General features: G+C 66.2%; 20 protein-coding genes. 11 read left to right on the top strand and 9 right to left on the bottom strand.

From position 1 onward, the window contains the following. Positions 1-5: 5 nt before the first annotated feature. Positions 6-1,004, bottom strand: coding sequence for a lipoyl synthase (gene lipA, locus ABIR17_RS01305; protein ID WP_348002539.1), 999 nt, complete (start codon positions 1,002-1,004; stop codon positions 6-8). Then, positions 1,001-1,669 (bottom strand): lipoyl(octanoyl) transferase LipB, encoded by a 669-nt coding sequence (lipB, locus tag ABIR17_RS01300; protein WP_348002538.1) that lies wholly within the window; start codon positions 1,667-1,669, stop codon positions 1,001-1,003. Before lipB ends, lipA begins: the two co-directional genes overlap by 4 nt. Before the next feature lie 124 nt (positions 1,670-1,793). Between lipB and ABIR17_RS01295 the strand changes: the two genes are divergently transcribed. Beyond that, on the top strand, positions 1,794-3,131 hold the full coding sequence (locus ABIR17_RS01295; protein ID WP_348002537.1) for a hypothetical protein: 1,338 nt from the start codon (positions 1,794-1,796) through the stop codon (positions 3,129-3,131). Positions 3,132-3,156: 25 nt separating this feature from the next. Here ABIR17_RS01295 and ABIR17_RS01290 read toward each other — a convergent pair whose 3' ends face one another. The 3 genes from ABIR17_RS01290 to ABIR17_RS01280 form a co-directional block, all read right to left on the bottom strand. Continuing rightward, complete coding sequence (locus ABIR17_RS01290) at positions 3,157-4,653, bottom strand: 2-oxo acid dehydrogenase subunit E2 (protein ID WP_348002536.1); 1,497 nt, start codon at positions 4,651-4,653, stop codon at positions 3,157-3,159. Positions 4,654-4,725: 72 nt separating this feature from the next. Then, positions 4,726-6,099, bottom strand: a complete 1,374-nt coding sequence (gene lpdA, locus ABIR17_RS01285; RefSeq protein ID WP_348002535.1) for a dihydrolipoyl dehydrogenase — start codon at positions 6,097-6,099, stop codon at positions 4,726-4,728. Positions 6,100-6,206: 107 nt separating this feature from the next. After that, the gene (locus ABIR17_RS01280; protein ID WP_348002534.1) at positions 6,207-7,721 is read right to left on the bottom strand and encodes a leucyl aminopeptidase; all 1,515 of its coding nucleotides are present in this window, start codon (positions 7,719-7,721) and stop codon (positions 6,207-6,209) included. A gap of 92 nt (positions 7,722-7,813) precedes the next feature. Here ABIR17_RS01280 and ABIR17_RS01275 point away from each other — a divergent pair, with 92 nt between their 5' ends. The 3 genes from ABIR17_RS01275 to ABIR17_RS01265 all read left to right on the top strand — a co-directional run bounded on the left by ABIR17_RS01275 (position 7,814) and on the right by ABIR17_RS01265 (position 11,281). After that, on the top strand, positions 7,814-8,725 hold the full coding sequence (locus ABIR17_RS01275) for a PAC2 family protein (protein WP_348002533.1): 912 nt from the start codon (positions 7,814-7,816) through the stop codon (positions 8,723-8,725). 155 nt (positions 8,726-8,880) lie between these two features. Beyond that, complete coding sequence (locus ABIR17_RS01270; protein WP_348002532.1) at positions 8,881-10,527, top strand: RNA polymerase sigma factor; 1,647 nt, start codon at positions 8,881-8,883, stop codon at positions 10,525-10,527. A gap of 19 nt (positions 10,528-10,546) precedes the next feature. Continuing rightward, positions 10,547-11,281: a coenzyme F420-0:L-glutamate ligase gene (locus ABIR17_RS01265; protein WP_348002531.1), complete on the top strand. Its 735-nt coding sequence runs from the start codon at positions 10,547-10,549 to the stop codon at positions 11,279-11,281. Between the two features lie 2 nt (positions 11,282-11,283). Here the strand turns inward: ABIR17_RS01265 and ABIR17_RS01260 are convergent, their stop codons facing one another. The 3 genes from ABIR17_RS01260 to ABIR17_RS01250 form a co-directional block, all read right to left on the bottom strand. Next, positions 11,284-12,369 carry an alanine racemase gene (locus ABIR17_RS01260; protein WP_348002530.1) on the bottom strand — a complete coding sequence of 362 codons (1,086 nt, stop codon included), beginning with the start codon at positions 12,367-12,369 and terminating at the stop codon, positions 11,284-11,286. After that, positions 12,366-12,920, bottom strand: coding sequence for an alanine racemase C-terminal domain-containing protein (locus tag ABIR17_RS01255; protein ID WP_348002529.1), 555 nt, complete (start codon positions 12,918-12,920; stop codon positions 12,366-12,368). Before ABIR17_RS01255 ends, ABIR17_RS01260 begins: the two co-directional genes overlap by 4 nt. A gap of 192 nt (positions 12,921-13,112) precedes the next feature. Then, positions 13,113-13,364, bottom strand: a complete 252-nt coding sequence (locus ABIR17_RS01250; RefSeq protein WP_348002528.1) for a hypothetical protein — start codon at positions 13,362-13,364, stop codon at positions 13,113-13,115. 223 nt (positions 13,365-13,587) lie between these two features. Between ABIR17_RS01250 and ABIR17_RS01245 the strand changes: the two genes are divergently transcribed. From ABIR17_RS01245 to ABIR17_RS01220, 6 genes are all read left to right on the top strand, one after another. Continuing rightward, complete coding sequence (locus ABIR17_RS01245) at positions 13,588-15,669, top strand: DNA topoisomerase IV subunit B (RefSeq protein ID WP_348002527.1); 2,082 nt, start codon at positions 13,588-13,590, stop codon at positions 15,667-15,669. Beyond that, on the top strand, positions 15,662-17,227 hold the full coding sequence (locus ABIR17_RS01240; RefSeq protein ID WP_348002526.1) for a hypothetical protein: 1,566 nt from the start codon (positions 15,662-15,664) through the stop codon (positions 17,225-17,227). The genes ABIR17_RS01245 and ABIR17_RS01240 overlap by 8 nt, the downstream gene beginning before the upstream one ends. A gap of 107 nt (positions 17,228-17,334) precedes the next feature. Then, positions 17,335-18,897 (top strand): carboxylesterase/lipase family protein, encoded by a 1,563-nt coding sequence (locus ABIR17_RS01235; RefSeq protein ID WP_348002525.1) that lies wholly within the window; start codon positions 17,335-17,337, stop codon positions 18,895-18,897. Between the two features lie 59 nt (positions 18,898-18,956). Continuing rightward, positions 18,957-19,712 (top strand): AzlC family ABC transporter permease, encoded by a 756-nt coding sequence (locus tag ABIR17_RS01230; protein WP_348002524.1) that lies wholly within the window; start codon positions 18,957-18,959, stop codon positions 19,710-19,712. Next, a complete protein-coding gene (locus ABIR17_RS01225; RefSeq protein ID WP_348002523.1) occupies positions 19,705-20,034 on the top strand; it encodes an AzlD domain-containing protein in 330 nt (109 codons plus the stop codon). Before ABIR17_RS01230 ends, ABIR17_RS01225 begins: the two co-directional genes overlap by 8 nt. Before the next feature lie 32 nt (positions 20,035-20,066). Continuing rightward, positions 20,067-20,279: a hypothetical protein gene (locus ABIR17_RS01220; protein ID WP_348002522.1), complete on the top strand. Its 213-nt coding sequence runs from the start codon at positions 20,067-20,069 to the stop codon at positions 20,277-20,279. Here the strand turns inward: ABIR17_RS01220 and ABIR17_RS01215 are convergent. Further along, positions 20,276-22,774 (bottom strand): DNA topoisomerase IV subunit A, encoded by a 2,499-nt coding sequence (locus tag ABIR17_RS01215; protein WP_348002521.1) that lies wholly within the window; start codon positions 22,772-22,774, stop codon positions 20,276-20,278. The two genes, ABIR17_RS01220 and ABIR17_RS01215, sit on opposite strands and share 4 nt — an antisense overlap. Positions 22,775-22,786: 12 nt before the next feature. Between ABIR17_RS01215 and ABIR17_RS01210 the strand changes: the two genes are divergently transcribed. Further along, complete coding sequence (locus tag ABIR17_RS01210; protein WP_348002520.1) at positions 22,787-23,899, top strand: alkaline phosphatase family protein; 1,113 nt, start codon at positions 22,787-22,789, stop codon at positions 23,897-23,899. The last annotated feature ends 226 nt before the right edge of the window (positions 23,900-24,125 follow it).

The raw sequence follows: 24,125 nt of genomic DNA, 5'->3' as shown, positions 1-24,125 counted from the left end.
GGCTCCTACGATACGGCCTGCGCGAACCCGAGTTCAGCGTCAGCCAAGTGAGTGAGATGAGCGGGGATGTCGCGGCCTTTCGCCATCATCGACCGTGCCCACAGGCGTCCCGCGCGGTACGACGAGCGCACCAGCGGTCCGGCGAGCACGCCCAGGAAGCCGATCGCTTCGGCCTCCTCCTTCATCTCGACGAACTCCTCAGGGCGCACCCAGCGGTCGACGGGGAGGTGGCGCGGGGTGGGGCGCAGGTATTGAGTGATCGTGATGATGTCGGTGCCGGCATCGTGCAGATCGTGGAGAGCCTGCGAGACCTCCTCGCGCGTCTCGCCCATCCCGAGGATGAGGTTCGACTTCGTGATGAGTCCGTAGGCGCGAGCCTGGGTCAGCACGTCAAGCGAGCGGTCATAGCGGAACGCCGGACGGATGCGCTTGAAGATGCGCGGGACCGTTTCGACGTTGTGCGCGAAGACTTCGGGGCGCGACGAGAAGACCTCTTCGAGCAGAGTCGGGTTGCCCGAGAAGTCGGTGGCGAGGATCTCGACACCCGTGCCCGGGTTGGCGGCGTGGATGGCGCGCACCGTCTCGGCGTGCAGCCAGGCGCCCTCGTCGGGAAGGTCGTCGCGGGCGACGCCGGTGACGGTCGCGTAGCGAAGCCCCATTTTGACGACCGACTCGGCGACCCGGCGGGGTTCATCCTTGTCGTAGTCGGCGGGCTTGCCGGTGTCGATCTGGCAGAAGTCGCACCGCCTTGTGCACTGACTGCCGCCGATCAGGAAGGTCGCCTCGCGGTCTTCCCAGCACTCGTAGATATTGGGGCAGCCGGCCTCCTGGCAGACGGTGTGCAGCCCCTCGTCTTTCACGAGGTGTTGCAGGGCCGTGTACTCGGGCCCCATCTTCGCCTTGGTCTTGATCCAGTCGGGCTTGCGCTCGATCGGGGTCTCGGCGTTGCGGATCTCGAGCCGCAGCAATTTGCGACCGTCGTGCCCGATCTGCTCCGCGCTCATACGCTGACCACCTTTCGAGTCGAGGCGAGGGAGGGAGCGAGGTTGTTCAGAAAGTGCCGCTCGATGAGCGGGACGACATCCTCAGGGCTGATCTCGCGGCCCGTTTCGCGCGAGATGCTCGTCACGCCGGCGTCCATGATTCCGCAGGCGATGATCGCGCGGTAGGCGTCGAACGAGTTGTTGCAGTTCAGCGAGAAGCCGTGCATCGTGACGCCCTCGGCGACCCGGATGCCGATGGCCGCGATCTTGTCGCCGGCCGGGCGGTTGCCGTCGACCAGCCACACGCCGCTACGTCCTTCGACACGAACCCCGGGGATGCCGAACTCGGCCAGCACGTCGATGAGCATTCCCTCGAGGCGCCGCACGTAGGCGACCACGTCGATCGGATCATCCAGCTTCACGATCGGATAGCCGACCAGTTGCCCCGGACCATGCCAGGTGATCTTGCCGCCGCGATCCGCGTCGATGACCGGGGTGCCGTCGGTGGGCCGCTCGTGCGGTTCGGTGCGCTTACCCGCGGTGTACACCGACGGGTGCTCCAGAAGGAGGACGGTATCTGGCGCCCTGCCGCTCGCGACCTCGGCATGCAAAGCACGCTGTGTCTCAAGGGCAGTGGAATACGGCACGGAGTTGGCGCTTAGCCCCGTGACGACGTAGTCGACCACGGGTTCGAGACTACCTGCGGGTCGACTCCTGCGCCGGACCCTCCCCGGCGCGCTGATTCGGACCCTCTCCACGACTCGTCTTTCAGACATCCGGATGCACGCGCCGGCACGCGACGATCGGCTCGTGACCGACGTGGCGGGGTATCGGGTGCTGCGCACCATCGGGCATGGTGACCGCACGCGCCTGGTACTGGGGTTTGCCGACGACCGCACCGCCGTGCTGAAGATCGGCAGTCCCGACGACGCCCGGATGCGCGTCGAACTTGAGGCGCTCACCCGAGCGGCGGGGGAGCACGTGGTGGCTCTCGAAGATGTCGGGCTCGACGAAGACGAGGCAGTACTCGTGCTCGAGCGGCTGCGGCCCGGCTCTCTGGGCGACCTGCTCGAACGACGAGCGGGGCTGGATGCCGGAGAGGCCGTCACGATCCTCGCGCCGATCGCGACGACGCTCGACCGCATCCACTCAGTCGGGGTGGCGCACTCGGCACTGTCTCTCGGTTCGGTGTGCTTTCGGGATGACGGAGCGCCGACCCTGGTCGGGTTCGGTCGCGCAGAGCTGTTTTCCGCGGGATCTCCGGAGGTTGTGTTGGAGACTGTCCACGGGGTGATCGCCGATCGCGCGGCGCTGCGTGACCTCGTTGCCCTGGTGCTCACGCGGGTTACCGGACCGCGGGCGGATGCCGCACGTCGTCTTGCTGCTGGCCTCGGGGAAGCGCTTCCGGCCGCTATCGCGGGTGCCCTCTTCGACCTCGCGGCGGCGAGCGAGATTCGATTCGCAGCTGACGAGGAGCCTGCTGTTGAGCCCCGCATGATCGGACTGATCGATCCGGTCGAGCCCGACGTCGCAGCGGTGGCGACCCTTCCCCCGTGGCTCGCGGGCCTCATCCCAGACGGCGTGCGCGGCAATATCGAAGAAGTGTGGTCTCGGGCGCGCGCCATCTGGACGGGCTGGGATCAGCGACGGCGCAGAATCGTGCTCGGGCTCGCGGTTGGGGCACTCGTGCTGATGATTGCCCTCACCATCGTGCCGGGCGGATCGTCCCAACCGGTGGCCGCGAATCCGATCGCGACCCCTACGGCCTCGTCGCTGGCGCCGGTACCGGAACTACCCGACGATCCACTCGATGCGGCGCAACTGCTGCTCGACCTGCGGGAGCGGTGCATCCGAGACTTGTCGCTCCTGTGCCTCGACGACGTCGACCAGCAGGATTCATCGGGGCTGGCGGCCGATCGAGAACTGATTCAAATGATCGAGGCAGGGGGCGAGTATCCCGGCGATGGGGTTGTCGCCGGTGATCTCACCCTCGTAGAAGAACTCGGTGACTCGGTGCTGGTCGACCTGCCCGACGGCAGCGACCCCGCGTCGATCCTGCTGATGCGCACTGTGGATGGCTGGCGCATCCGCGACTACATCACGAAGCCCCCGAACGCCGTGGCGCCGGGGGCTTCGAGTGATGGGTGAGGGGCAGCACGAGACACCCCCTTTGCTAGATACCGAGCACGCTCGCGAAGTCGCCGCTTTCGAGGCGAGCCTTGACCGCGCCGAGGAAGCGTGCCGCGTCGGCACCATCCACAATGCGGTGGTCGTAGGAGAGCGCGAGGTAGACCGTCGAGCGGATCGCGATCGCGTCGAGTCCGTCGTCGGTGACGACAACAGGCTTCTTCGCGACGATTCCGGTACCGAGGATGGCTGACTGCGGCAGGAACACAATCGGGGTGTCGAACAGCGCGCCACGCGAGCCGGTGTTGGTCACCGTGAAGGTTCCGCCAGAGAGTTCATCCGGCGTCAGCTTGTTGTTGCGGGTGCGGTCGGCCTTGTCGGCGATCTCGATGGCGAGCTGGGCCAGGTTGAGATCGCTGGCGTTGCGCACCACGGGGGTGAGCAGGCCGCGCTCGGTGTCGACCGCGATGCTCACGTTCTCGTGATCGGGGTAGACGATCGTGTCACCGTCGACCGTCGCATTGATGATCGGATACGCCTTCAGCGCTTCCGACGCGGCCAGTACGAAGAACGGCAGGAACGTCAGCTTCTGGCCGGTCTTGGCTTGGAAAGCAGCCTTCACCTCATCGCGGTAGCTCGCGACCTTCGTCACGTCGACCTCGACGACGGTGGTGAGTTGAGCCATCGACGTCATCGAGACGACGGCGCGCTCCGCCACGACCTTGCGCAACCGCGACATCGGAACCGTCGTGCCCCGCAGTGGCGAGACCTCAAGAACCGGGGCGGCGACGGTGGCAGGCACCGAAGTCGACAGCGCGGGGCTGCCGGCGCCGAGAACATCCTGCTTGCGGATGCGTCCGCCGACACCGGTACCGGTGAGGCTGGAGAGGTCGACGCCCTTCTCGTGGGCGAGCTTGCGCACGATCGGGGTGACGTACCCGGCGTGGGCGTTGGCAGCGGCAGTCGAAGCCGGAGCCGCGGCGGGAGTGGCCGCGGCGACCGGCGCGGGCGCGGCCGCGGCCGCGGGTGCGGCGGCGGGAGCGGGAGCGGGTGCGACCGGCGCAGCCGCAACGGCTGGCGCGGGTGGGGCTTGGGGCGCCAACTCTGCAGCGGGTGCCGGGGTCGGAGGTGTCTCAACGGGTGCCGGAGCGGCCTCGGCGGGTGCGGGAGCCACGGGTGCCGCCTCAACCGGCGCGGGAGCCACGGGTGCTGCCTCGACCGGTGCTGCCTCGACCGGAGCGGGAGCTGCCTCAGCCTCGGCGGGTGCGGCGGCGGGTGGGGCATCAACGGGGGCCGCAGATCCTGAGCCGTCGCCGATGGTGACCAGAACGGCCCCGACCTCGACGGTCTCGTCTTCCTGCACGAAGATCTGCTCGATCACTCCGGCGACGGGAGAGGGGATCTCGGTGTCGACCTTGTCGGTCGATACCTCGAGCAGAGGCTCGTCGACCTCGACCCGGTCGCCGACCTTCTTAAGCCAGCGGGTGACGGTCCCTTCCGTGACGCTCTCTCCGAGAGCCGGGAGGGTGACGGATTCGCTCATCGCGGGGTGCTCCTTCGAAGCTGTGAGATCTAGCTTAGCTGCGGGCTCAGCGCCCGAGACGAAATGGGTGGGTCAGATGGCGTGCAGCGGCTTGCCGGCGATGGCGAGGAACGCTTCGCCGAGCGCCTCGTTCTGCGTCGGGTGGGCGTGGATGTAAGGGGCGATGTCTTCCGGGTATGCCTCCCAGTTGACGGCGAGCTGGGCTTCGCCGATCAGTTCGCCGACACGCGCACCGATCATGTGCACGCCGAGAACCGGCCCATCCTTCTGGCGAACGACCTTGATGTTGCCGGTCGTGCCGATGATGTGGCTCTTGCCGTTGCCGGCGAGGCTGTAGTCGTACGTGGCGATGGCATCCGCACCGAACTTCTCGATGGCCTTGGCCTCGGTGAGACCAACTGAAGCAACTTCGGGGTCGGAGTAAGTGACCTTCGGGATGTTGACGTCGTCGACCACGATCGGATTCAGACCGGCGATCTCTTCGGCGACGAAGATGCCCTGCTGGAAACCCCGGTGCGCGAGCTGCAGGCCGGGGACGATGTCGCCGACTGCCCAGACCCCCGGGATGTTGGTGTGAAGACGCTCGTCGGTGATGACAAAGCCGCGGTCCATCGTGACGCCGACCTCTTCGAAGCCCAGGTTCGCGGTCGCAGGTCCTCGGCCAACGGCGACGAGCAGCAGTTCGCCGTCGAAGGTCTGACCGTCTTCGAGCGTCACCACCACGCCGTCGTCGTTCTGGGTGACCGACTGAAAACGCACGCCGAGGCTGAAGTTGATGCCGCGCTTGCGGAACGCGCGCTCGAACGACTTCGAGATCGCTTCGTCTTCATTGGGCACCAGGTGCGGCAGGGCCTCGACGATCTGAACGTCGGCACCCCAGCTCTTCCACACGCTCGAAAACTCAACGCCGATGACACCGCCGCCGAGAACGATGACCTTCTTCGGCACGAAGTCGAGTTGGAGCGCGTGCTCCGAGGTGAGTACCCGACCGCCGATCTCGAGTCCGGGGAGCGAGCGCGAGTACGAGCCGGTCGCCAAAACGATGTTCTTTCCGGTGACGGTGATATCGCCGACCTGCACGGTTGTCGGGGAGGTCAGACGCCCCTCGCCCTCGATGGTCGTGATTCCGCGAGCCTTGATCAGACCCTGAAGGCCCTTGTACTTGCTGGCGACGACCTCTTCGCGGTACGTCGTGACGCCCGCGATGTCGACGCCGTTGAAAGCTGCCGAGATGCCGTACTTTGCCGATTCACGGGTCACATCGGCGACCTCGGCCGCGTGCAACAGGGCCTTAGTCGGGATGCAGCCGACGTGCAGGCACGTGCCGCCGACCTTGTCCTTTTCGATAAGCCCGACCGAGAGGCCAAGCTGACTGGCGCGCAGCGCGGCGGCATAGCCACCGCTTCCTGCGCCCAGAACGACAAGATCGAAGTTCTGCTCGGACAACCAGCAACTCCCTACATACGTGCACGCACTTTCGCGCGTTTGGGGCCGCAGAAAAGGGTGGCGTTGCGGTCCAGAAAGGCAAGGTGTTCCTTGCCTCTTAGACCCTACTACGGAGCTGAAAACTCTTCAGCGAGGGCGAGGAGCGTTCGCACCGTCGCCCCGGTTGGACCTTTGCCGTTGAGGCCGTATCCACTGCCCCCGTTGTTGGCGACCCCCGCGATGTCAAGGTGCGCCCACGGGATGGGCCGCGCATCCTTTCCGTCGCCGATGGTGCCGACGAACTCCTTGAGAAAGTGCGCGGCAACCAGCATCCCCGCGTTCGGGTTGCCCGGTTTGGCATTCACGATGTCGGCTACGTCGCTGTCGAGGATCTGGCGCAGTTCTGGAGGAAGCGGCATCGCCCAGAATGTCTCGCCCACCGAGGCGCCGGCCGCGATCACCCGTCGCACCAACTCGTCGTCGCCCATGACCGGGATGTAGCGCTCGCCAATCGCCACACGTGCGGCGCCGGTCAGCGTTGCGACATCGATGATCGCATCCGGCTGCTCTTCGCTCGCCGCGACGATTCCGTCGGCGAGAACCAGTCGTCCTTCGGCGTCGGTGTTGAGAACTTCGACGGTCTTGCCACCGCGAATGCGCAGCACATCGTTGGGCCGCAGGGCCGAACCTGACGGCATGTTCTCGGCGAGGCACAGCCAGGCAGTCAGACGCACCGGCAGCCCGAGCGTCGCGGCGGCGATCGTCACAGCGAGCGCGGTGACGGCTCCGGTCATGTCGTACTTCATCCCGACCATCGATGAGGCCGGCTTGATCGACAGCCCACCGGAGTCGAAGGTGATGCCCTTTCCGACCAGGGCAAGGTGGTGAGTTGCACCCGCGGGGGAGTAGCGCACCACGACGAGTCGCGGGGGACGCACCGATCCGCGACCGACGCCCAGGATGCCGCCGAATCCGCCGGCCTCAAGCGCCTGTTCGTCGAGTACTTCGATCTCAAGCGGCAGACCTTGGGCGAGATCGAGGGCTGCGGCGGTGAGGGTCTCGGGGTAGAGATCCGACGGCGGGGTGTTCACAAGGTCGCGCACGGTGTGCACCGCGGTCGCGACGGCGGTGGCTCGGTCGGCGATCGTGCTGAGCTCGGTGTCGTTCAGGTCGAGGGATGTCGGCACGTGCACCGTGATCTCGTCGGCCGGGGTCTTCGTGGAGCCCAGGGTCGAGACGCGGTATCCGGTGTAGGCGTAGGCACCGATGCCCGCGCCCTCCAGCACGGCGAGGGCTTCGGCGGCGTTCGCGATCGGGAGTGCAAAGGCGAGTTTGTCGATCCCGGTGAGTTGGCGGGCGGCAGACCCCGCCGCGTATCGCAGGGAGTCGAGGGTGGGGGTGCCCGATCCGAGGCCGATCAGTGCAATCGGGGCAGCGCCTCCAGCCGGTGCGGGGAGCCGTCGCAGCTCATCGGTCGCGCCCGTGGCGAAAATGCCACCCAACACAGCGGCGATGTCGGCGAAAGCATCCCCCTCGACCGCAAGTCGCGGGCCGTCCTCGGTCTTCAGCACCCCCAAGACGAGGACCTGCGCCGTCGTCGTGAGGGGATCGGCGGACGAGAACGAGAGCGCGGGGACGGCCATAGCGGCATGGTAACCGCGTGTTCGCTCTCGGCTTGACGCGGGTCGACCCGTTGGCCGTGCGGCGCAGTGGCTCCGGAAATTAGAATCGAGGCATGCGTGATCCGGATGGCCTGTACGACCTGTCGGTCGAGGTCACGCAAGTGCCCACCGGCCTGCACCTCATTGCGGGTCTCACGGGCTTCGCCGATGCGGGCAACGCCGTCACGCAACTGAGTGAGTACCTGCTCGAAAACCTCGAGATGAATGAGGTTGTCGCGTTCGACACGGACGCACTTCTCGACTACCGCGCTCGGCGCCCAACGATGTACTTCGATCAGGATCACCTGAGCGATTACAAGCCCTCGAAACTCTCCCTCTATCTCGCGAAGGATGAACTCGGCCAGCCGTTCCTCTTCCTGACGGGTTTTGAACCCGACTTCCAGTGGGAGCGCTTCACCGACGCCGTCGTGCAACTCGTCGAGCGCTACAAGGTGAAGGACACCACCTGGGTGCACGCCATCCCGATGCCAACGCCGCACACCCGCCCGATCGGGGTGACGGTGAGTGGCAACCGGATGGAGCTGATCGACACGATGTCGGTCTGGCGTCCGCGCACTCAGGTTCCGTCGAACGCCCTGCACCTGATCGAGTACAAGTTGCAGCAACTCGGGCATCCGACCGCCGGATTCGTGCTGCTCATCCCGCACTACCTCTCCGATACGGCGTATCCGCAGGCCGCAGTTACTGCGCTCGAGAGCATCAGCGCAGCGACCGGCCTGATCTTTCCGACCGAGAAGTTGCGGCAAGAGAACCGCGACTTCCTCGCGAAAGTGGATGACCAGGTGCAGAACAACACGGAACTCCAGCGGTTGGTGGGTGCCCTCGAAGAGCGCCACGACAGCTACATGGAAGACAACCCGCTGCCCTCGCCCCTAATGGATGCCAGCGGAGAACTTCCAGGCGGCGACTCGCTCGCGGCCGAGCTGGAGAAGTTCTTGGCGAATCGTCGCGACGACGAGAACTGAACTTTTCCTGCGCTGACCTGTGCAAGCCGGGTCGGCAGGACTGTGCGATAATCAATTTCCAGGACCCGGTTGGGTTTCCGAAGTCTCGATTGGTGAGGCGCGGGGACTTGACAAGGGTCTTAGTAATGCCCGGAAACGTCTCGGAAGGGAACCGGATGGCTACCCGATCCAGTGCCGCCTCACCCAGTGCCGCCTCGTCCAGTGCCGCCTCACAGAGCGTCACCGAGGAGCGACCTGTCGCGGCCCCGAAGGCTGCGTCCGCTGCTAAGGCTGCGCCTGCGGCTAAGACTGCGAAGGCTGCGCCCGCCGCAAAGGCTGCGCCTGCCGCTAAGGCTGCCGCTGTGAAAGCTGCACCCGCCGCGAAGGCCGCTGCAGTGAAGGCCGCTGCAGTGAAGGCCGCACCTTCTAAGGCCGCACCTTCTAAGGCCGCTACAGCCAAGGCGCCTGCCGCCGCGAAGGCTGCTCCCGCCGCGAAGGCTGCTCCCGCTGCGAAGGCTGCTCCCGCTGCGAAGGCGACTGCAGCGAAGGGGACTGCAGCGAAGGTTGCCCCTGCAAAGACTGCCCCTGCAAAGACTGCCCCTGCAAAGGCTGCACCCGCGAAGGCATCCCGTGCCAAGGCTTCCGCCGGTGAACCCGACGACGACATCGATGACGAAGAGATCGACCCGACCGACGACATCGAGGTCGGTGACGACGACGCGGTTGAGGCCGTCGTCGTCGAGGTGGTAGCCGAGGTCGAGGCCGCCGCCGATGGCGACGAATCCGATGGCGACGATGAGGATGACGACGACAAGCCGGAAGCGGAAGCACTTCCGACCGGCGCGTTGCGCCTCACGATGACCGACGACGAAGACGAAGTTCCGGTCTACTCGGCTGCGATCACTGGCGCGACCGCAGACCCGGTCAAGGACTACCTGAAGCAGATCGGCAAGGTCGCCCTTCTCAACGCAGCTGAGGAGGTCGAGCTCGCGATGCGTATCGAGGCCGGCCTGTTCGCCGAAGAGAAGCTCGCGCACATGCCCGAGACCGAGAAGCGCAACCAGCTCGGTCGTGAGCTGTTGTGGGTTGCCCGCGACGGTCAGCGCGCGAAGAGCCACCTGCTCGGCGCCAACCTTCGCCTCGTGGTCTCGCTCGCCAAGCGCTACACCGGCCGCGGTATGCAGTTTCTGGACCTGATCCAGGAGGGCAACCTCGGTCTGATTCGCGCGGTCGAGAAGTTCGACTACACCAAGGGCTTCAAGTTCTCGACCTACGCGACCTGGTGGATCCGTCAGGCCATCACGCGCGCCATGGCCGACCAGGCCCGCACCATCCGCATCCCGGTGCACATGGTCGAGGTCATCAACAAGCTCGCCCGCGTTCAGCGTCAGATGCTGCAAGATCTCGGTCGCGAACCCACTCCGGAAGAGTTGAGCCGCGAGCTCGACATGACTCCCGAGAAGGTCATCGAGGTTCAGAAGTACGGCCGTGAGCCGATCTCGCTGCACACGCCCCTCGGTGAAGACGGCGACAGCGAATTCGGTGACCTGATCGAAGACACCGAGGCCGTTGTGCCGGCGGATGCCGTGGGCTTCACGATGCTGCAGAAGCAGCTCGAGTCTCTGCTCGACTCGCTCTCCGAGCGCGAGGCTGGCGTCATCCGGATGCGTTTCGGTCTGGGCGACGGGATGCCGAAGACGCTTGACCAGATCGGTGACACGTTCGGCGTGACGCGCGAGCGCATCCGTCAAATCGAGTCGAAGACGATGGCGAAGTTGCGCCACCCGTCGCGGTCGCAGTCGCTGCGCGACTACCTCGAGTAGAGCCGGCTGACCCGCGACCGTGGACCACGGCCACCTCGACGTTCCGTACGACGAAGAAGCCCACCAGCGACCCCGTGAGATCGAGGTCGACGGTGCGCGGTTCGAGCGCATCCCGATTAAGACCCACGTCGTGCTGCCCGGCGAGGCCCTCGATCCGGTGATCGAGAAGTACGCGTTGCCCGTTCTGCAAGACGGCGACTGGCTGTTCATGACCGAGAAAATGGTCGCCGCATCGCAGGGGCGGGCCTACCGCGTCGACGAGATGACGTCCCGCCCGCTCGCGGTCTGGTTGTCGAAGCGCGTCGTGCGCACGACGACCGGCATCGGCCTCGGCATGCCCGAGACGATGGAGTGGGCGATCCGCGAGGTCGGCACCCCGCGCATCCTGTTCGCCGCTGCCGTTTCGGTCGTGACCAAGCGGTTCGGCCGCACGGGCGACTTCTACCGGGTTGCCGGCACGAAGGCACGCGGCATTGACGGCCCCGGTTATCCGACCATCCCGCCGTATGACGAGATGGTCGTGCTGACCGCCGCGAAACCGCGACAGACTTCTGAGCACGTTCGGGATGTCCTGGTCGGCCGCGGTAGATCAGTCAACGTTCTGCTGGTCGACATCAACGACATCGGCGGCAACGTGTTGGGCTCGACGCTGACCCGCGCCGACGAGTTGCTCGTCGCGCGCATCCTTAAAGACAACCCGATCGGCCAGGGTCACGAGTCGACCCCGTTGGGGATCATCCGCCGCGTGACGTAGGGCTACTCGTCCAGCAGCACTCGCGGGATGCGTCGTGAGGATCGGGCGAGGATCTCATCGCCGATCGTGCCCGCCCAGGTCGCCCAGTCCTCCACCGTCGGCTCACCGTCGTCGCCAGCACCGAACACCACCACTGGGGCACCCACTTCGGCGACGACACCGTCCGGTATGGCGACCAGAAGGGTGTCGATCCGAACCGCTGTGACGGCCGCACGTTCCCCGGCGAGAAGTACTTCGGCGCCGGAGCCGGATGCACCGAGTACCGAGGGCGGAACTCCGTCGGCCGAGCCGACGTCGAGTGTCGCCGTCGAGCCGTCAACGTCGACCACGGTCGCGATGAGGCGCATCGTGCCGCGCAGCCCGAGTCCGGGGCCGTCGATGTCATCGAAGGGGGAGACGCCGTAGGCGGCGATGCCGAACCGCACGAGGTCGAAGCGTGCCTCGGGCTCACGAATGCCCGCCGAACTCGCGGCGAGGTGCAGCAGCGGTCGTTCATCGCCCTCCGTCGGTACACCCAGTCCGGCCGCAACCGCGATCGCCGCTCGGAATTCGCCGAGCGCGGCGGCGTCGGCGGCGGGGGAGGCGTCGGCGAGGTGTGACCAGAGCCCGGCGATCTTCACCCGACCACGTTGGGCGTAGGCGATCGCCTCGCTGACCAGGGCGGGCCAGTTTTCTGGGCTCGCCCCATTTCGGTGCAGACCGGTGTCGATCTTCAGGTGCACGTCGGCCGGACGAGTCGCGCCCGCTTCACCGATTCGACGCAGTTCGAGGAGCGACGAGACGCCCAGGTCAACGTCGGCTTCGATCGCCGCGCGGAAGTCAGTGTCCTGTCCGTGCAGCCAAGCGAAGAGTTGCGCGTCAACTCCCGCGGCCCGCAGCTCAAGGGCTGCGGGAACATCGAGCACCGCAAGCGAATCGGCGCCTGACTCGAGGGCTGCGCGGGCGAACGGCAGCATCCCGTGGCCGTAGGCATCCGCCTTGACGGCGAGCATGGTGCGGGCCGGAGCTGCGAGCGACGACAGGTGCCGCACGTTGTGGCGGAGGGCGTCGAGATCGAGTTCGAGCCGAGTGCCGGATGCGCCGCTCATCGCGCTACCCGGTTCACGCGTGAGGCGATGCCGGCGGTCAGCGCGAGGGCGTCGCGCTCGGTCCATTCGGCCCAGTCGAGTGCTGACGGCTCGCCCCGAGACGGGTCGCCGAACAGCACAGCGTCGGATCCGAGCTCGGGCACGTCGTCACCGCAGTCGACGACGAACTGATCCATCGCGACCCGGCCCACGAGCGGATACCTCCCACCGCCGACCATCACCTGCGCCCGGTTAGAGGCCAACCGCGGCACCCCGTCGGCATACCCGAGCGCGACGAGCGCGAGCTGCGTCGCGGACGCCGTGCGGTAGGTGTACCCGTACGAGACGCCAGCACCTTCGGCAACCGACTTGACGGCTACCACCTCACCGATGACCGACATCACCGCAATTCCGACCCCGTCGAGCCCATAGGCACGCGAAGCCGCACCCGCACCGTCGCGATCGATAATCACCATTTTTGAACTGAAGCCGCAGGCGACGGCGACTGCGGCATCCCGTTCGTCACTGACCACCACTCCGCGAACGCCTGCTTCGAGCGCGACGGGTGCCACTAAAGCCAGCCCGTGGCCAAAAGCATCCGCACGTGCATCAAGAACGGACAACCCCGAGAGAGACATGTTGGATGCGAAAGCAGCGAGGTCGATGACCGCACGACGCCTGAGCACGCCCCATCCAAGCACGGGACGACGAAAGCCCCGGTCCTCAAACGGCAGGACCGGGGCTTTCGTGAAAGAAGTGCGGGGTTACTCGCCGACCGGCTCGAACAACTTGCTCGACTCGTCGTGCCACGCAAGCGCCATCGGCTGGATCTTCGACTTGAACTCCGACGCGTGGTGCGCGCAGAACAGCAACTCGCCGGTGGCGAGGGTTGCACGCACGTAGGCCTGAGCGCCGCAGTAGTCACAGCGGTCGAGGCCGGTCAGGGTGTGAGCATCGAGGCTGCGTCCATCGACATCCAACTCGTCAACTGAGTTCTCGGGTGCGAACTGCGACATGGGCTCCTCCTCGGGTTGCGATCAGCGTTCCGTGTCTCCATCCAAGCACGCGTCCGTGTCGAAGACGTGTCACGTGCGTTGCATTTCGCTCACGGCGCACGGTTTTTCTGCTGAGAGTGTGACGGTCCTGAGTCGGGCGGAATGTCGCGGCAGCGGCGTCGGCAGGCGGGGTTAGTCTGATCGACGGCCAGCTTCGGCCATTCGTCCCGAAGGAGCACAACCCGTGGCGAGCGACGACTATTCCGCCCGCCACCTCTCGGTGCTCGAGGGCCTAGAGGCGGTACGCAAGCGGCCGGGCATGTACATCGGGTCCACCGATTCCCGCGGATTGATGCACTGCCTCTGGGAGATCATCGACAACTCCGTGGACGAGGCCCTCGCCGGTCACGGCACCGAGATCGAGATCGTGCTGCGCCCGGATGCGAGCGTCGAGGTACGCGACAGCGCCCGCGGCATCCCGGTCGACATCGAACCGAAGACCGGACTCACCGGCGTCGAGGTGGTCTTCACCAAGTTGCACGCCGGCGGCAAGTTCGGGTCGGGGTCGTACGCCGCCTCGGGCGGTCTGCACGGCGTCGGCGCCTCCGTGGTCAACGCGCTCTCCGAGCGGCTGGATGTCGAGGTCGACCGCGACGGCAAGACCTGGGCGATGTCGTTTCACCGCGGCGAACCCGGACGATTCGCGGATGTGGGTGAGCCGTCTCCTGACGCCCCGTTCGCGCCGTTCACCAACGGCAGCGAACTCACCGTCGTCGGCAAGGTGGCGAAGGGCGTCACCGGAACCCGCATCCGCTACTGGGCAGACCGGCAGATCTTCACCCGCGGTGCCGACTTTCAGATGGATGAACTCCACGCCCGCGCGCGGCAGACCGCGTTCCTGGTGCCCGGGCTCGGACTAGAAATCCGTGACGAGCGTGCCGAAGAACCCGCTGTCGACGAGTTCCGGTTCGCAGGCGGCATCTCGGAGTTTGCCAACTTCCTCGCCCCCGATGCGGCGATCACCGACACCTGGCGCATCCAGGGCAGCGGGCCGTATAGCGAAACCGTTCCCGTGCTTCAGGATGACGGCCACATGGTCGCGACCGAACTGCAGCGCGAAGCCGAGGTCGACATCGCGCTGCGCTGGGGAACCGGGTACGACACCACGATCCGGTCGTTCGTCAACATCATCGCGACCCCGAAGGGTGGCACCCACCAGGCCGGGTTCGACCAGGGATTGATGAAGTTCCTCCGTGCCGAGATCGAGAGAAACGCGCGGCGCCTGAAGGTCACGGCGGCGGAGAAGCTCGACAAGGAAGACATCTTCGCCGGGCTGACCGCCGTGCTCACGGTTCGCATCGCCGAACCGCAGTTCGAGGGCCAGACCAAAGAGGTGCTCGGCACCCCCGCGATTCGCAACATCGTGGCAAACGTGATCGCCAAAGCGATGGCCGAACGATTCACGAGTAGCAAGCGTGACGACAAGACGCAGGCGGCGCTCGTGCTCGACAAGATCGTCGCCGAAATGAAAGCCCGCATCTCGGCGCGCGCCCACAAAGAGACGCAGCGTCGCAAGAACGCGCTCGAGTCGTCATCCCTCCCGGCGAAACTGGTCGACTGCCGCTCGAACGATGTGCTGGGTACCGAATTGTTCATCGTGGAGGGCGACTCGGCCCTCGGCACGGCGAAGCTCGGGCGCGACAGCGAGTTTCAGGCGCTGCTGCCGATTCGCGGCAAGATCCTCAACGTGCAGAAGGCGTCCGTCGCCGACATGCTCAGCAACGCGGAATGTGCCTCGATCATCCAGGTCATCGGTGCTGGCTCCGGACGCACGTTCGACATCGAGCAGGCCCGCTACGGCAAGGTCATCATCATGGCCGATGCTGATGTCGATGGCGCCCACATCCGGACCCTGCTTCTGACGCTGTTCTTCCGCTACATGCGCCCGATGATCGACGAAGGTCGGGTGTTTTCCGCGGTGCCGCCGCTCCACCGCGTGATCGTGATGAATCCCGGTACGAAGCCCAACGAGGTCATTTACACGTACTCCGAGGTCGAACTGCACGGAGTTTTGAAGAACCTCGAAAAGACCGGCAAGAAATATCAGGATCCGATCCAGCGCTACAAGGGGCTCGGCGAGATGGATGCCGACCAGCTCGCTGAGACGACGATGAGTCGCCAACACCGCACCCTCCGGCGCGTCAGAGTGACGGATGCCGAGAACGCGTCACGGGTCTTCGAGCTACTGATGGGCAACGACGTCGCTCCGCGCAAAGAGTTCATCATCGCCGGGCAGGGGCTCGACCGAGGTCGAATCGATGTCTAACCTGCGTGACCCGGTCGGATCACGCAGAGCTGTGTTCGGCCTGATTGCGCTTGCGGCGGTGGTCGTCGGCGGTGCCACAGCCGTTGTCTTCCTGATTCGCGCGGGCGGCGACCCGGGCGCTGCCTCGACCTGGCCGATCTCGTGGGAGTTGCGCTCGAGCGACAACGGCACGCTGTTCCAGTTCTGGGGCGACGTCGCGGCGGGCCGGACCCTGGACTGGAGCTTCTCGCCGCAAGTCTTCGTCTTCCCGGAGCTGCCGATGAGCGGCATCGCCTTCGTTGTCGCCGGCGGGAGCATCTACGGCTACTACCTCGCGGTCGCGATCCTGAACCAGGTGGTGATCTTCCTCCTGTTTGTGGGGCTCGCTCGAACGCTGTGGCCGACCAGCGGCGCTATCGCCGTGACGTTGCGGGCCGCGATTGCGATAGTTCCGCTTCTGCTCATTCCGCTTCTCGGGACCAGTTGGGTGATGTCGTTCCATCTGGCACCGACGTACTACGCCGGGATGTACTTCGCGCTTCTCGGGGCACCGCTGTTGCTTCTCGTCACCCGCCCGTGGATGCGCGCGGTGATCGGGGTCGGGCTCGCCCTGACGATCGCCTCGAACCCCCTCACCTTGGTCTTCGCGGCGCCCGGTCTGGTCGCCATCCTCGTCGCCCGCCTCGTCCGTTCGGGGTGGCGATCGACGGTGCGGCCAGCGGCCTGGGTGCTCGGCCTGCTCGCGGTGGCGGTGATCGTGCGGGGGATCGTGACCCCGCTGCAAGGTACCGGGCTGTTCACGTATATGAATCCCACCGTGTTCGGATCCCGGCTCTCGCAGCTTCAGCCCTACTGGGCCTATCAGTTGCTCGATCCTGCGGCTGGATTCGTGCTTCCGCTCGGGGCGCTGCTCGCCCTCGGCTGCCTCGCCGCGGCAGCGACGGCGTGGGTCCGACTCGTGGCCGGGCGCCCTGCCGGCCTCGATGCGCCCCGGATGTTTGCCACCGTGTACCTCGGGCTCGTGCCGGTCGGTGGTCTGGTAGCCACTTTCATCGCGATGATCACGCATTACTACTACTTTTGGCCCGCGCTCATTCTGCCGTTCGCACTCGTGACATTCGCGCTCCCATGGTCGGCGCTGCGTGCCGTGGGGATCGCCGGGACGGCGGGTCTGCTCATCATCGGGGTCGCCACCGGGGGGTTACAGAATCTGGCTAGTCCGGACCGCTACTTCGGGTATCGAGGCGCCGAGACGCGGTGCCTCGATGACGCCGTTCCCGGGCAGGTCGGGTTCGCCACCTTCTCGGATGCCCGCCGCGTGTCGCTGCCGTCGGCGACCGGCTTCAGACTCATTCCCGTCACACCCGATGTCGTGCCAAATCTTTGGCTGACGAATCGCGCGTATTCCCGCTCGGAAAGCGGCACCTTCTTCTACGCCAATGAGCAAGGCGACGAACGCGCCATCGACGGTGACGTGCTTCGCGCGCGCTTCGGTGTCCCTGATCGCACCGTCTCATGCGGAGACGGTCAAACGGTCTGGATCTACGATCATCCCGTGTCGGTCGCGGGCTCCGGCTGATCGCGCTGATTCCCGCACTCGCGTGAGCTTTCCCGCCGTCTGATCATCTGACGCGGCGTACAGACACCACCCGGCAAGCGTCCAGCGCACGGTCATACGATGGCGAGATGACTTCCGGACTTCTCGTCGATGTGACAGGGGGTCGGGTACAGGGTGTTGTCCGCCGCGGATTGCGGTTCTGGCGCGGCATCCCGTATGCGGCTGCCCCCGTCGGTGACCTACGCCTGCGCGCGCCCCGCCCCGTCGAGCCCTGGGTTGGTGTGCGCGATGCGAGCACCTTCGGTCCGGTGGCTCCCCAAGATCGTCGGCTCCTTTCGTCAACCACCGGGAGCAGCGATTCACAGTCGGAAGATTGCCTCACGGTCAACGTGATCGCGCCCGCAATGGTCTCCGATCGGCCTCGACCGGTGATGGTGTACATCCACGGCGGCGCCTACGCGGTCGGCTCCTCGCAAGAGATGCCGTCGCAGGGCGAAGGTCTCGTGCACGATGGCGGCGTCGTGTTCGTCAACCTCAACTACCGGCTCGGCGCTCTTGGCTTCCTCGACTTCACCCGCTACTCCGCGCCCGAGCGTCCGTTCGAGTCCAACCTTGGCCTCCGTGACCTGGTGGCCGCGCTTCAGTGGGTGCGCGAGAACATCGCCGCTTTCGGCGGCGATCCTGACAACGTGACGCTGTTCGGTGAATCGGCTGGCGGCAACGCTGTGACGACTCTGATGGCCGTGCCCTCGGCGGCCGGTCTCTTCGCCCGGGCGATCTCGGAGAGTTCGCCCGCCGAGGCGATCTACACCCCTGACCTCACCGGACTCTGGGCCCGCGACTACCTCGAGATCCTCGCCGCAGTGATGGAGCGTCCGCTCGTCGCGGAGCCAACCGCTCAGGACGCGGCCGAGCTGCTCGACAGCGCGACCCCGAACCAACTCGTTATCGCCACCGCGCGGATGATGAAGGAGACGCCCGACCGCGTGCCCGGCACGATTGCGCTGTGCCCGGTCATCGATGGCGACTTCTTGCCCCAACGACCGGTCGACGCCTTCGCCGACGGCACCGCCCACCGCGTCCCGCTGATCATCGGCACGAACGCACGCGAAGGCTCGTTCTTCCGCGGGCGGCTCGACATCCTGGCCTCTACCCCGTCGCGGATCCACGCCATCATGACCCGCACGCCCCGCTCGTCGGCCCAACGGTTGGCGCGGATGTACCCGCGGCTCTCGAAGCCGCGTGCGGCGGCCGACTTCGCGGGCGACTACTCGTTCTGGTATCCGTCGGTTCGCGTGATGGAGGGCCACTCTCGCTACGCGCCGACCTACGCTTACCGCTTCGACATCGCTCCGCGCCTGGCCAGGCTCATTGGACTCGACGCCACGCACGGCATCGAACTGTTCGCCGTCTTCGACCTGGCACGCAACTGGTACGGCCGGGTGATGGGTGCCCTAGGCGGGTATCAAGACTTCGAACGCACCGGTCGGCGCATGCGCACGAACTGGCTGCGCTTCGCCGAGAACGGCACGGTGGATGCGGGCTGGCCGCGGTACGACGAAGCGCACCGCCGCACGCTCATCATCGATGCCGAAGACCGGGTTGAGTCCGATCCGAATCGGGAGCGTCGCGAGGCGTGGGCGCAGTTCGTGCCGCACCTCTTCGAGACTCAGCGCGCCGACACCATCTGAGGCCACGGCGACTCGATCGGCCCGTGGCTGACATCGAGCGGTGGTGACAAGGTAGACGGATGACTGCCGTCGATCCGTTGCTCACGGACGCCGATCGCGCGCGGGCTGCCGCACGAGCCGGCATCCGGAATGGCCTGATGGTGATGCTCGCGTACATCCCGTTCGGCCTCGCAATGGGTGCCGCGATGGCCTCGACCAATGTCAGCCCGTTCATTTCGATTCTCTCGTCGCCGATCATCTTCGCGGGGGCCTCGCAATTGGCGGCGATCCAGTTGCTCAACGCGGGTGCCGGCATTGCTCTCGTCGTGGCGACCGTTGCGGTGATCAACGCACGACACCTGCTCTACAGCGCAGCCCTCGAGCCGCACCTGTCGGCGTGGCGACGCGGCACCAGATTGGCCGCGGCATTCTTGTTATCCGACCCGATGTACGCGATGGCGGCAGCGCGGTTCGGCCGACCCGACGGGGGCGGTCCCGACCGCGAGAAGCGGGCCTACTACTTCGGCGCCGGAATCACGGCCTGGATCGGATGGTCGACGCTCACCGCAATCGGGGTACTCGTCGGTGGTCTCATTCCCGCTTGGGTTCCGCTCGAACTCGCCATCCCGCTGACCTTTTTGTTGCTCACGCTGCCGCTGATTAAGAACAGCGCAGGTCTCGTGGCCGCGGGGGTGGGCGGCTTCGCTGCGCTGGCCGCTTCGTCGCTCCCGCTCGGGGTCGACATCCTCGTCGGTGCCGCCGCGGGTCTGCTCGCGGGCGGGATCGTGCTGAATCTCAGCGAACGCCGCCAGAAGCAGGAGGCGGTGGATGTTTGAGATCCTCGCGATCTTCCTGAGCGGAGTGGTGACCTACCTGACCCGGGTGATCTTCCTGGTGAGCAAGAAGGTGCGACCTCCGGCGCGCGTGGCGAAGTACCTGCCGCTCGTCGGCCCGGCAGTGCTCGGCGCGATTGTTGTGCCGGGTCTCATGGCCCCGCGGGGTGAGATCTCACTCGTCGAGACGATCCCGGCGATCGTGGCCGGCGTGGTCGCCTGGCTGCTGTGGCGGTGGACGCGTCAGACCGCGATCGGCCTCATCGGCGGTCTGGTGTTGTGGTGGGGGATCGTCTTCGTGTTAACCGTTACCGGATTGCGCTGATGCGACGTCGCGCTGGGTGACAGACTTCCGACGTGGTTCAGGATCGCGAGGGGGATGGCCTGGCGATCTTCGACGCCGAAAGTGATGCTGTTCCTCGTCAGCGGGTTGCGACCGGAGCTGTTTCGATGGTCGGGCTCGTCGTTCTCGCGACCGCAGTTGTGACCGCCGCGGTCTTCCTCGTCAAATGGACCGTTATCCCCGTGCTGTGGGACGTCCTCGAAGCGATTACCGCACACCAGATCTAAAGGGCGCGACCGATGGAGCCGACCACGGCATCCATCGGTGTTCCGGATGCGTCGCGCTTCGCGCCCGAGTCGGGCAGGTTGCGCAGCGACCCGTCCGAGCCGACCGCGAGCGCAGGTGCGGGACCGGCCCAGGCCAGGGACAGCGCGCTTTCGCCCTTGAGGAACGAGTGAGCGCGAACTCCACCCGTCGCGCGGCCTTTTCCGGGGAACTCGCTGAAGGCTGAGACTTTCGCGCGTCCCGGGTCGGCTCCCGCGAGAGTTTCGGTCGGGGTGGAGATCGTGGCCACGATCAGTTCCGCCGCCAGTTCAACGGCTCCGAAGAACAGGACCCTCGCGCCATTCGAGAGGTTAATGCCGGCCATCCCGCCGGCGCCGACACCCTGAGGTCGCACGGAATCCGCGCCGAAGTGCAGCAACTGGGCGTCGGAGGTGACGAAGACGAGTTCCTCGGAGTCGGGTCCTTGCGCCACGCCGACGACTGCGTCTCCGGGCTTGAGCGCGACGACCTCGAAATCGGGCTTGGCCGGCCAACCGCCAGCGGTCACCCGCTTCACGACTCCCAGCGCAGTGCCGAGCGCGATCGGCAGCTCTGAGGTCAGCGACACGAGCCCGAGCACACGCTCCTTCGGGTCGGCGATTCCGACGTAGTCGCCGATGCGGGCGCCTGCGGCAAGTTGCACGGAGTTCGCGGGCACTGACGGCAGGTCGACGGGGGAGAAGCGGATGAGGCGCCCCTTCGAGGTCACCGCCCCGAGTTCTCCGCGCACCGTCGTCGCGACAGTCGACAGGATGGCATCGTGCCGGTTGCGGCGGGTGCCGCGAGTCGGCTCGGAGACGCCGTCGGGCAGATCGATGCGCACCGCGCGTCCGGTCGTCGAGAGGGCGACGATCGTCGGCGCGTCCTGAATCTCGAGCGCAGGACCGCCGGCGGCCGCAGCCCGACGTGCGGCGGGAGTCGCCGCGGCGACCTCGCGTGCTTCGGTGAGCAGAGTACGACGGGGCGTGCCGAACTTTTCGGCGACCTCGTCGAGTTCGACGCCCACCTGCGTGCGGATGCGAGCGGGGTCGGAGAGCAGGCTTTCGAGTTCGGTGATCTCCTGGTGCAGTTTGTCGCGCTCGGTTTCCAGTTCGATCCGCGAGAACTTGGTGAGGCGTCGCAGTTGAAGTTCGAGAATGTAGTCGGCCTGAAGCACCGAGAGGTCGAAGACCTCGATGAGCCGCGCGCGCGCCTGTGCGGTGTCGTCCGAGCCCCGCACGACCTGGATAACTTCGTCGATATCGAGGATCGCGATCAGCAGTCCCAGCACCAGATGCAGGCGTTCCTGCCGACGGGTGAGGCGGTACTGCGAACGACGGGTGATGACCGATATGCGGTGATCAAGGTAGACCTGGAGGAGGTCACGCAACCCGAGAGTGAGCGGCTGCCCGTTCACGAGTGCGACGTTGTTAATGCCGAAGCCGTCCTCGAGCGGGGTCAGCCGGTACAGCTGCTCCAAAACTCCTTCGGGTGAGAATCCAGTTTTGATCCCGATCACCAGGCGCAGACCGTGCTTGCGGTCGGTGAGGTCGGTGACATCCGAGATGCCGGTGATCTTCTTTGACTGCACCCCGTCCTTGATCTTCTCGATGACCTTTTCGGGTCCGATCAGGTACGGCAATTCGGTGACGACGAGCGCTGCCTTGCGGGTGCCGACCTGTTCGACGCTCACCCGCGCCCGGATCTTGAACGACCCGCGTCCGGTCGCGTAGGCATCACGGATGCCGTCCAGCCCGACGATCGTGCCGCCGGTCGGCAGGTCGGGGCCGGGCACGTAGCCCATCAGGTCGTCGAGAGTCGCATCCGGATTTTCGAGCAGATAGCGCGCGGCCCCGACCACCTCGATGAGGTTGTGCGGAGCCATGTTGGTGGCCATGCCGACGGCGATGCCGGCCGCGCCATTGACCAACAGGTTGGGGTATGCCGCCGGCAGGACGTCGGGCTGAGTGAGCTGGTTGTCGTAGTTGGGGACGAAGTCGACGACGTCCTCGTCGAGGCCCTCGCACATCGCGACAGCCGCAGCCTGCATCCGAGCCTCGGTGTACCGCGCGGCAGCCGGTCCGTCGTCGAGGGAACCGAAGTTGCCATGCCCGTCGATGAGCGGCACCCGCATCGTGAAGTCTTGGGAGAGGCGTACCAGGGCGTCATAGATTGCGCCGTCGCCGTGCGGGTGCAGGCGCCCCATTACGTCGCCGACGACGCGTGCGCTCTTCACATGACCGCGGTCGGGGCGCAGACCCATCTCGCTCATTTGGAACAGGATGCGGCGCTGCACCGGTTTGAGCCCGTCGCGCGCATCGGGCAGCGCACGGGAGTAAATGACCGAGTACGCGTACTCGAGAAACGACCCCTCCATCTCGGTTGAGACGTCGATGTCTTCGATGCGCTCCCCAGAAAACGCGGAGCCGCCGGATGTCGAGGGGCTATCGACAGGGGGAGGAGTGGGTGGGGGAGTCATAAGATCGGGGCCATGTTACCGGCGTCGAAAATGCACCGGTTCAGCCTCACCGACGTACTTCGGAATTGCCTTCAGGCGGTGTCGGGCGAACGGGGAAATCTGGGGTTGCCCGCGGTGCAGCATGCCGTGGTTCTCTTGATCGACGGGCTCGGCTCCGTCTCGCTCGAAGCTCACCGTGGATACGCACGCCGGTTGCTTGCCGCCCCGCGTCGGGATGTCATCCAATCGGTGTTCCCGTCGACGACAGCGTCGGCGCTTGCATCCCTGACCACGGGAGAATTGCCCGGGCGACACGGCCTCATCGGCTATCTCGGATTCGACTCCAGCGGCGACCGGGTCGTCAATCAGCTGACTGGCTGGGGCGTCGGGATGGATCCGGCTACGTGGCAGCGAGTGCCGACGCTGTTCGAGCAGGCACGGGATGCGGGCATCCCCGCGTTTGCGATCGGCCCTAGCCGGTATCGAGAGTCGGGATTCACCGCCGCCATATTGCGCGGGGCGAGCTATCGTGCGGGGGAGTCGATTGGCGCCCGGCTGGCCGAGGTACGCCGAGTGCACGCCACGAACGACCGTTCGCTCAGCTACGTCTATGCCCCCGAGCTGGATGTCGCCGCCCACGCCGCTGGGATCGCCTCGGATGCCTGGACCACGGCTCTCGAAGAGGTCGACAGCGCTGTCGGTGCCTTCGCCTCGGCGCTCGGCCCGCGCGCGGGGATGCTCGTGACCGGCGACCACGGAGGTCTCGACATCCTGCGTGACGATCACGTGATTATCCCGCCGGAGCTACTCGATAGCGTGCGGCACGTGTCGGGGGAGCCGCGTTGTCTCGCACTGCACCTCGAGTCGGGCGCGGATGCCGCCGCGGTTCTTGCGCGCTGGCAGACAGCCGAGGGTGGCCGCGCCTGGATCGCAACGCGGGATGAAGCAATTGACGCGGGATTCTTTGGCGAGGTCGACGACGATGTTCGGCCGCGCATCGGGGACATCCTGGTCGTGGCGCGTAAGCGCATTGCGTACTACCTCGACGAGAACGACCGCGGTCGCTCGATGGTCGGTCAGCACGGCGCGCTCACCCTCGACGAGGTGGCGATTCCGCTTCTGCGGTTCGGGGCCTTCGGCCGCTGATGCGGGAGTTAGAGCGGAAGTACCGTCGCGAACCGCGGCCGCCCACGATCGTCGACCAACCGCACCCGAAGCGCGACCGTTTGGCCCGTCGCGACATCTGCCCAGTCAATTCCGCCGAGCGGGATTTTCGCCCTCCCGTGCGGCGCGCTGCAGCCCGATCGTCAGAGAACCACTCCGATCTTCGGGCAACTCCGCGGTCAGCAGTGCCGAGACCTCCATGTGGCTG

This window comes from Pseudolysinimonas sp. (genome assembly GCF_039912695.1).
GTDB lineage: Bacteria > Actinomycetota > Actinomycetes > Actinomycetales > Microbacteriaceae > Pseudolysinimonas_A.
This window is presented reverse-complemented; position numbering and strand designations above follow the sequence as displayed.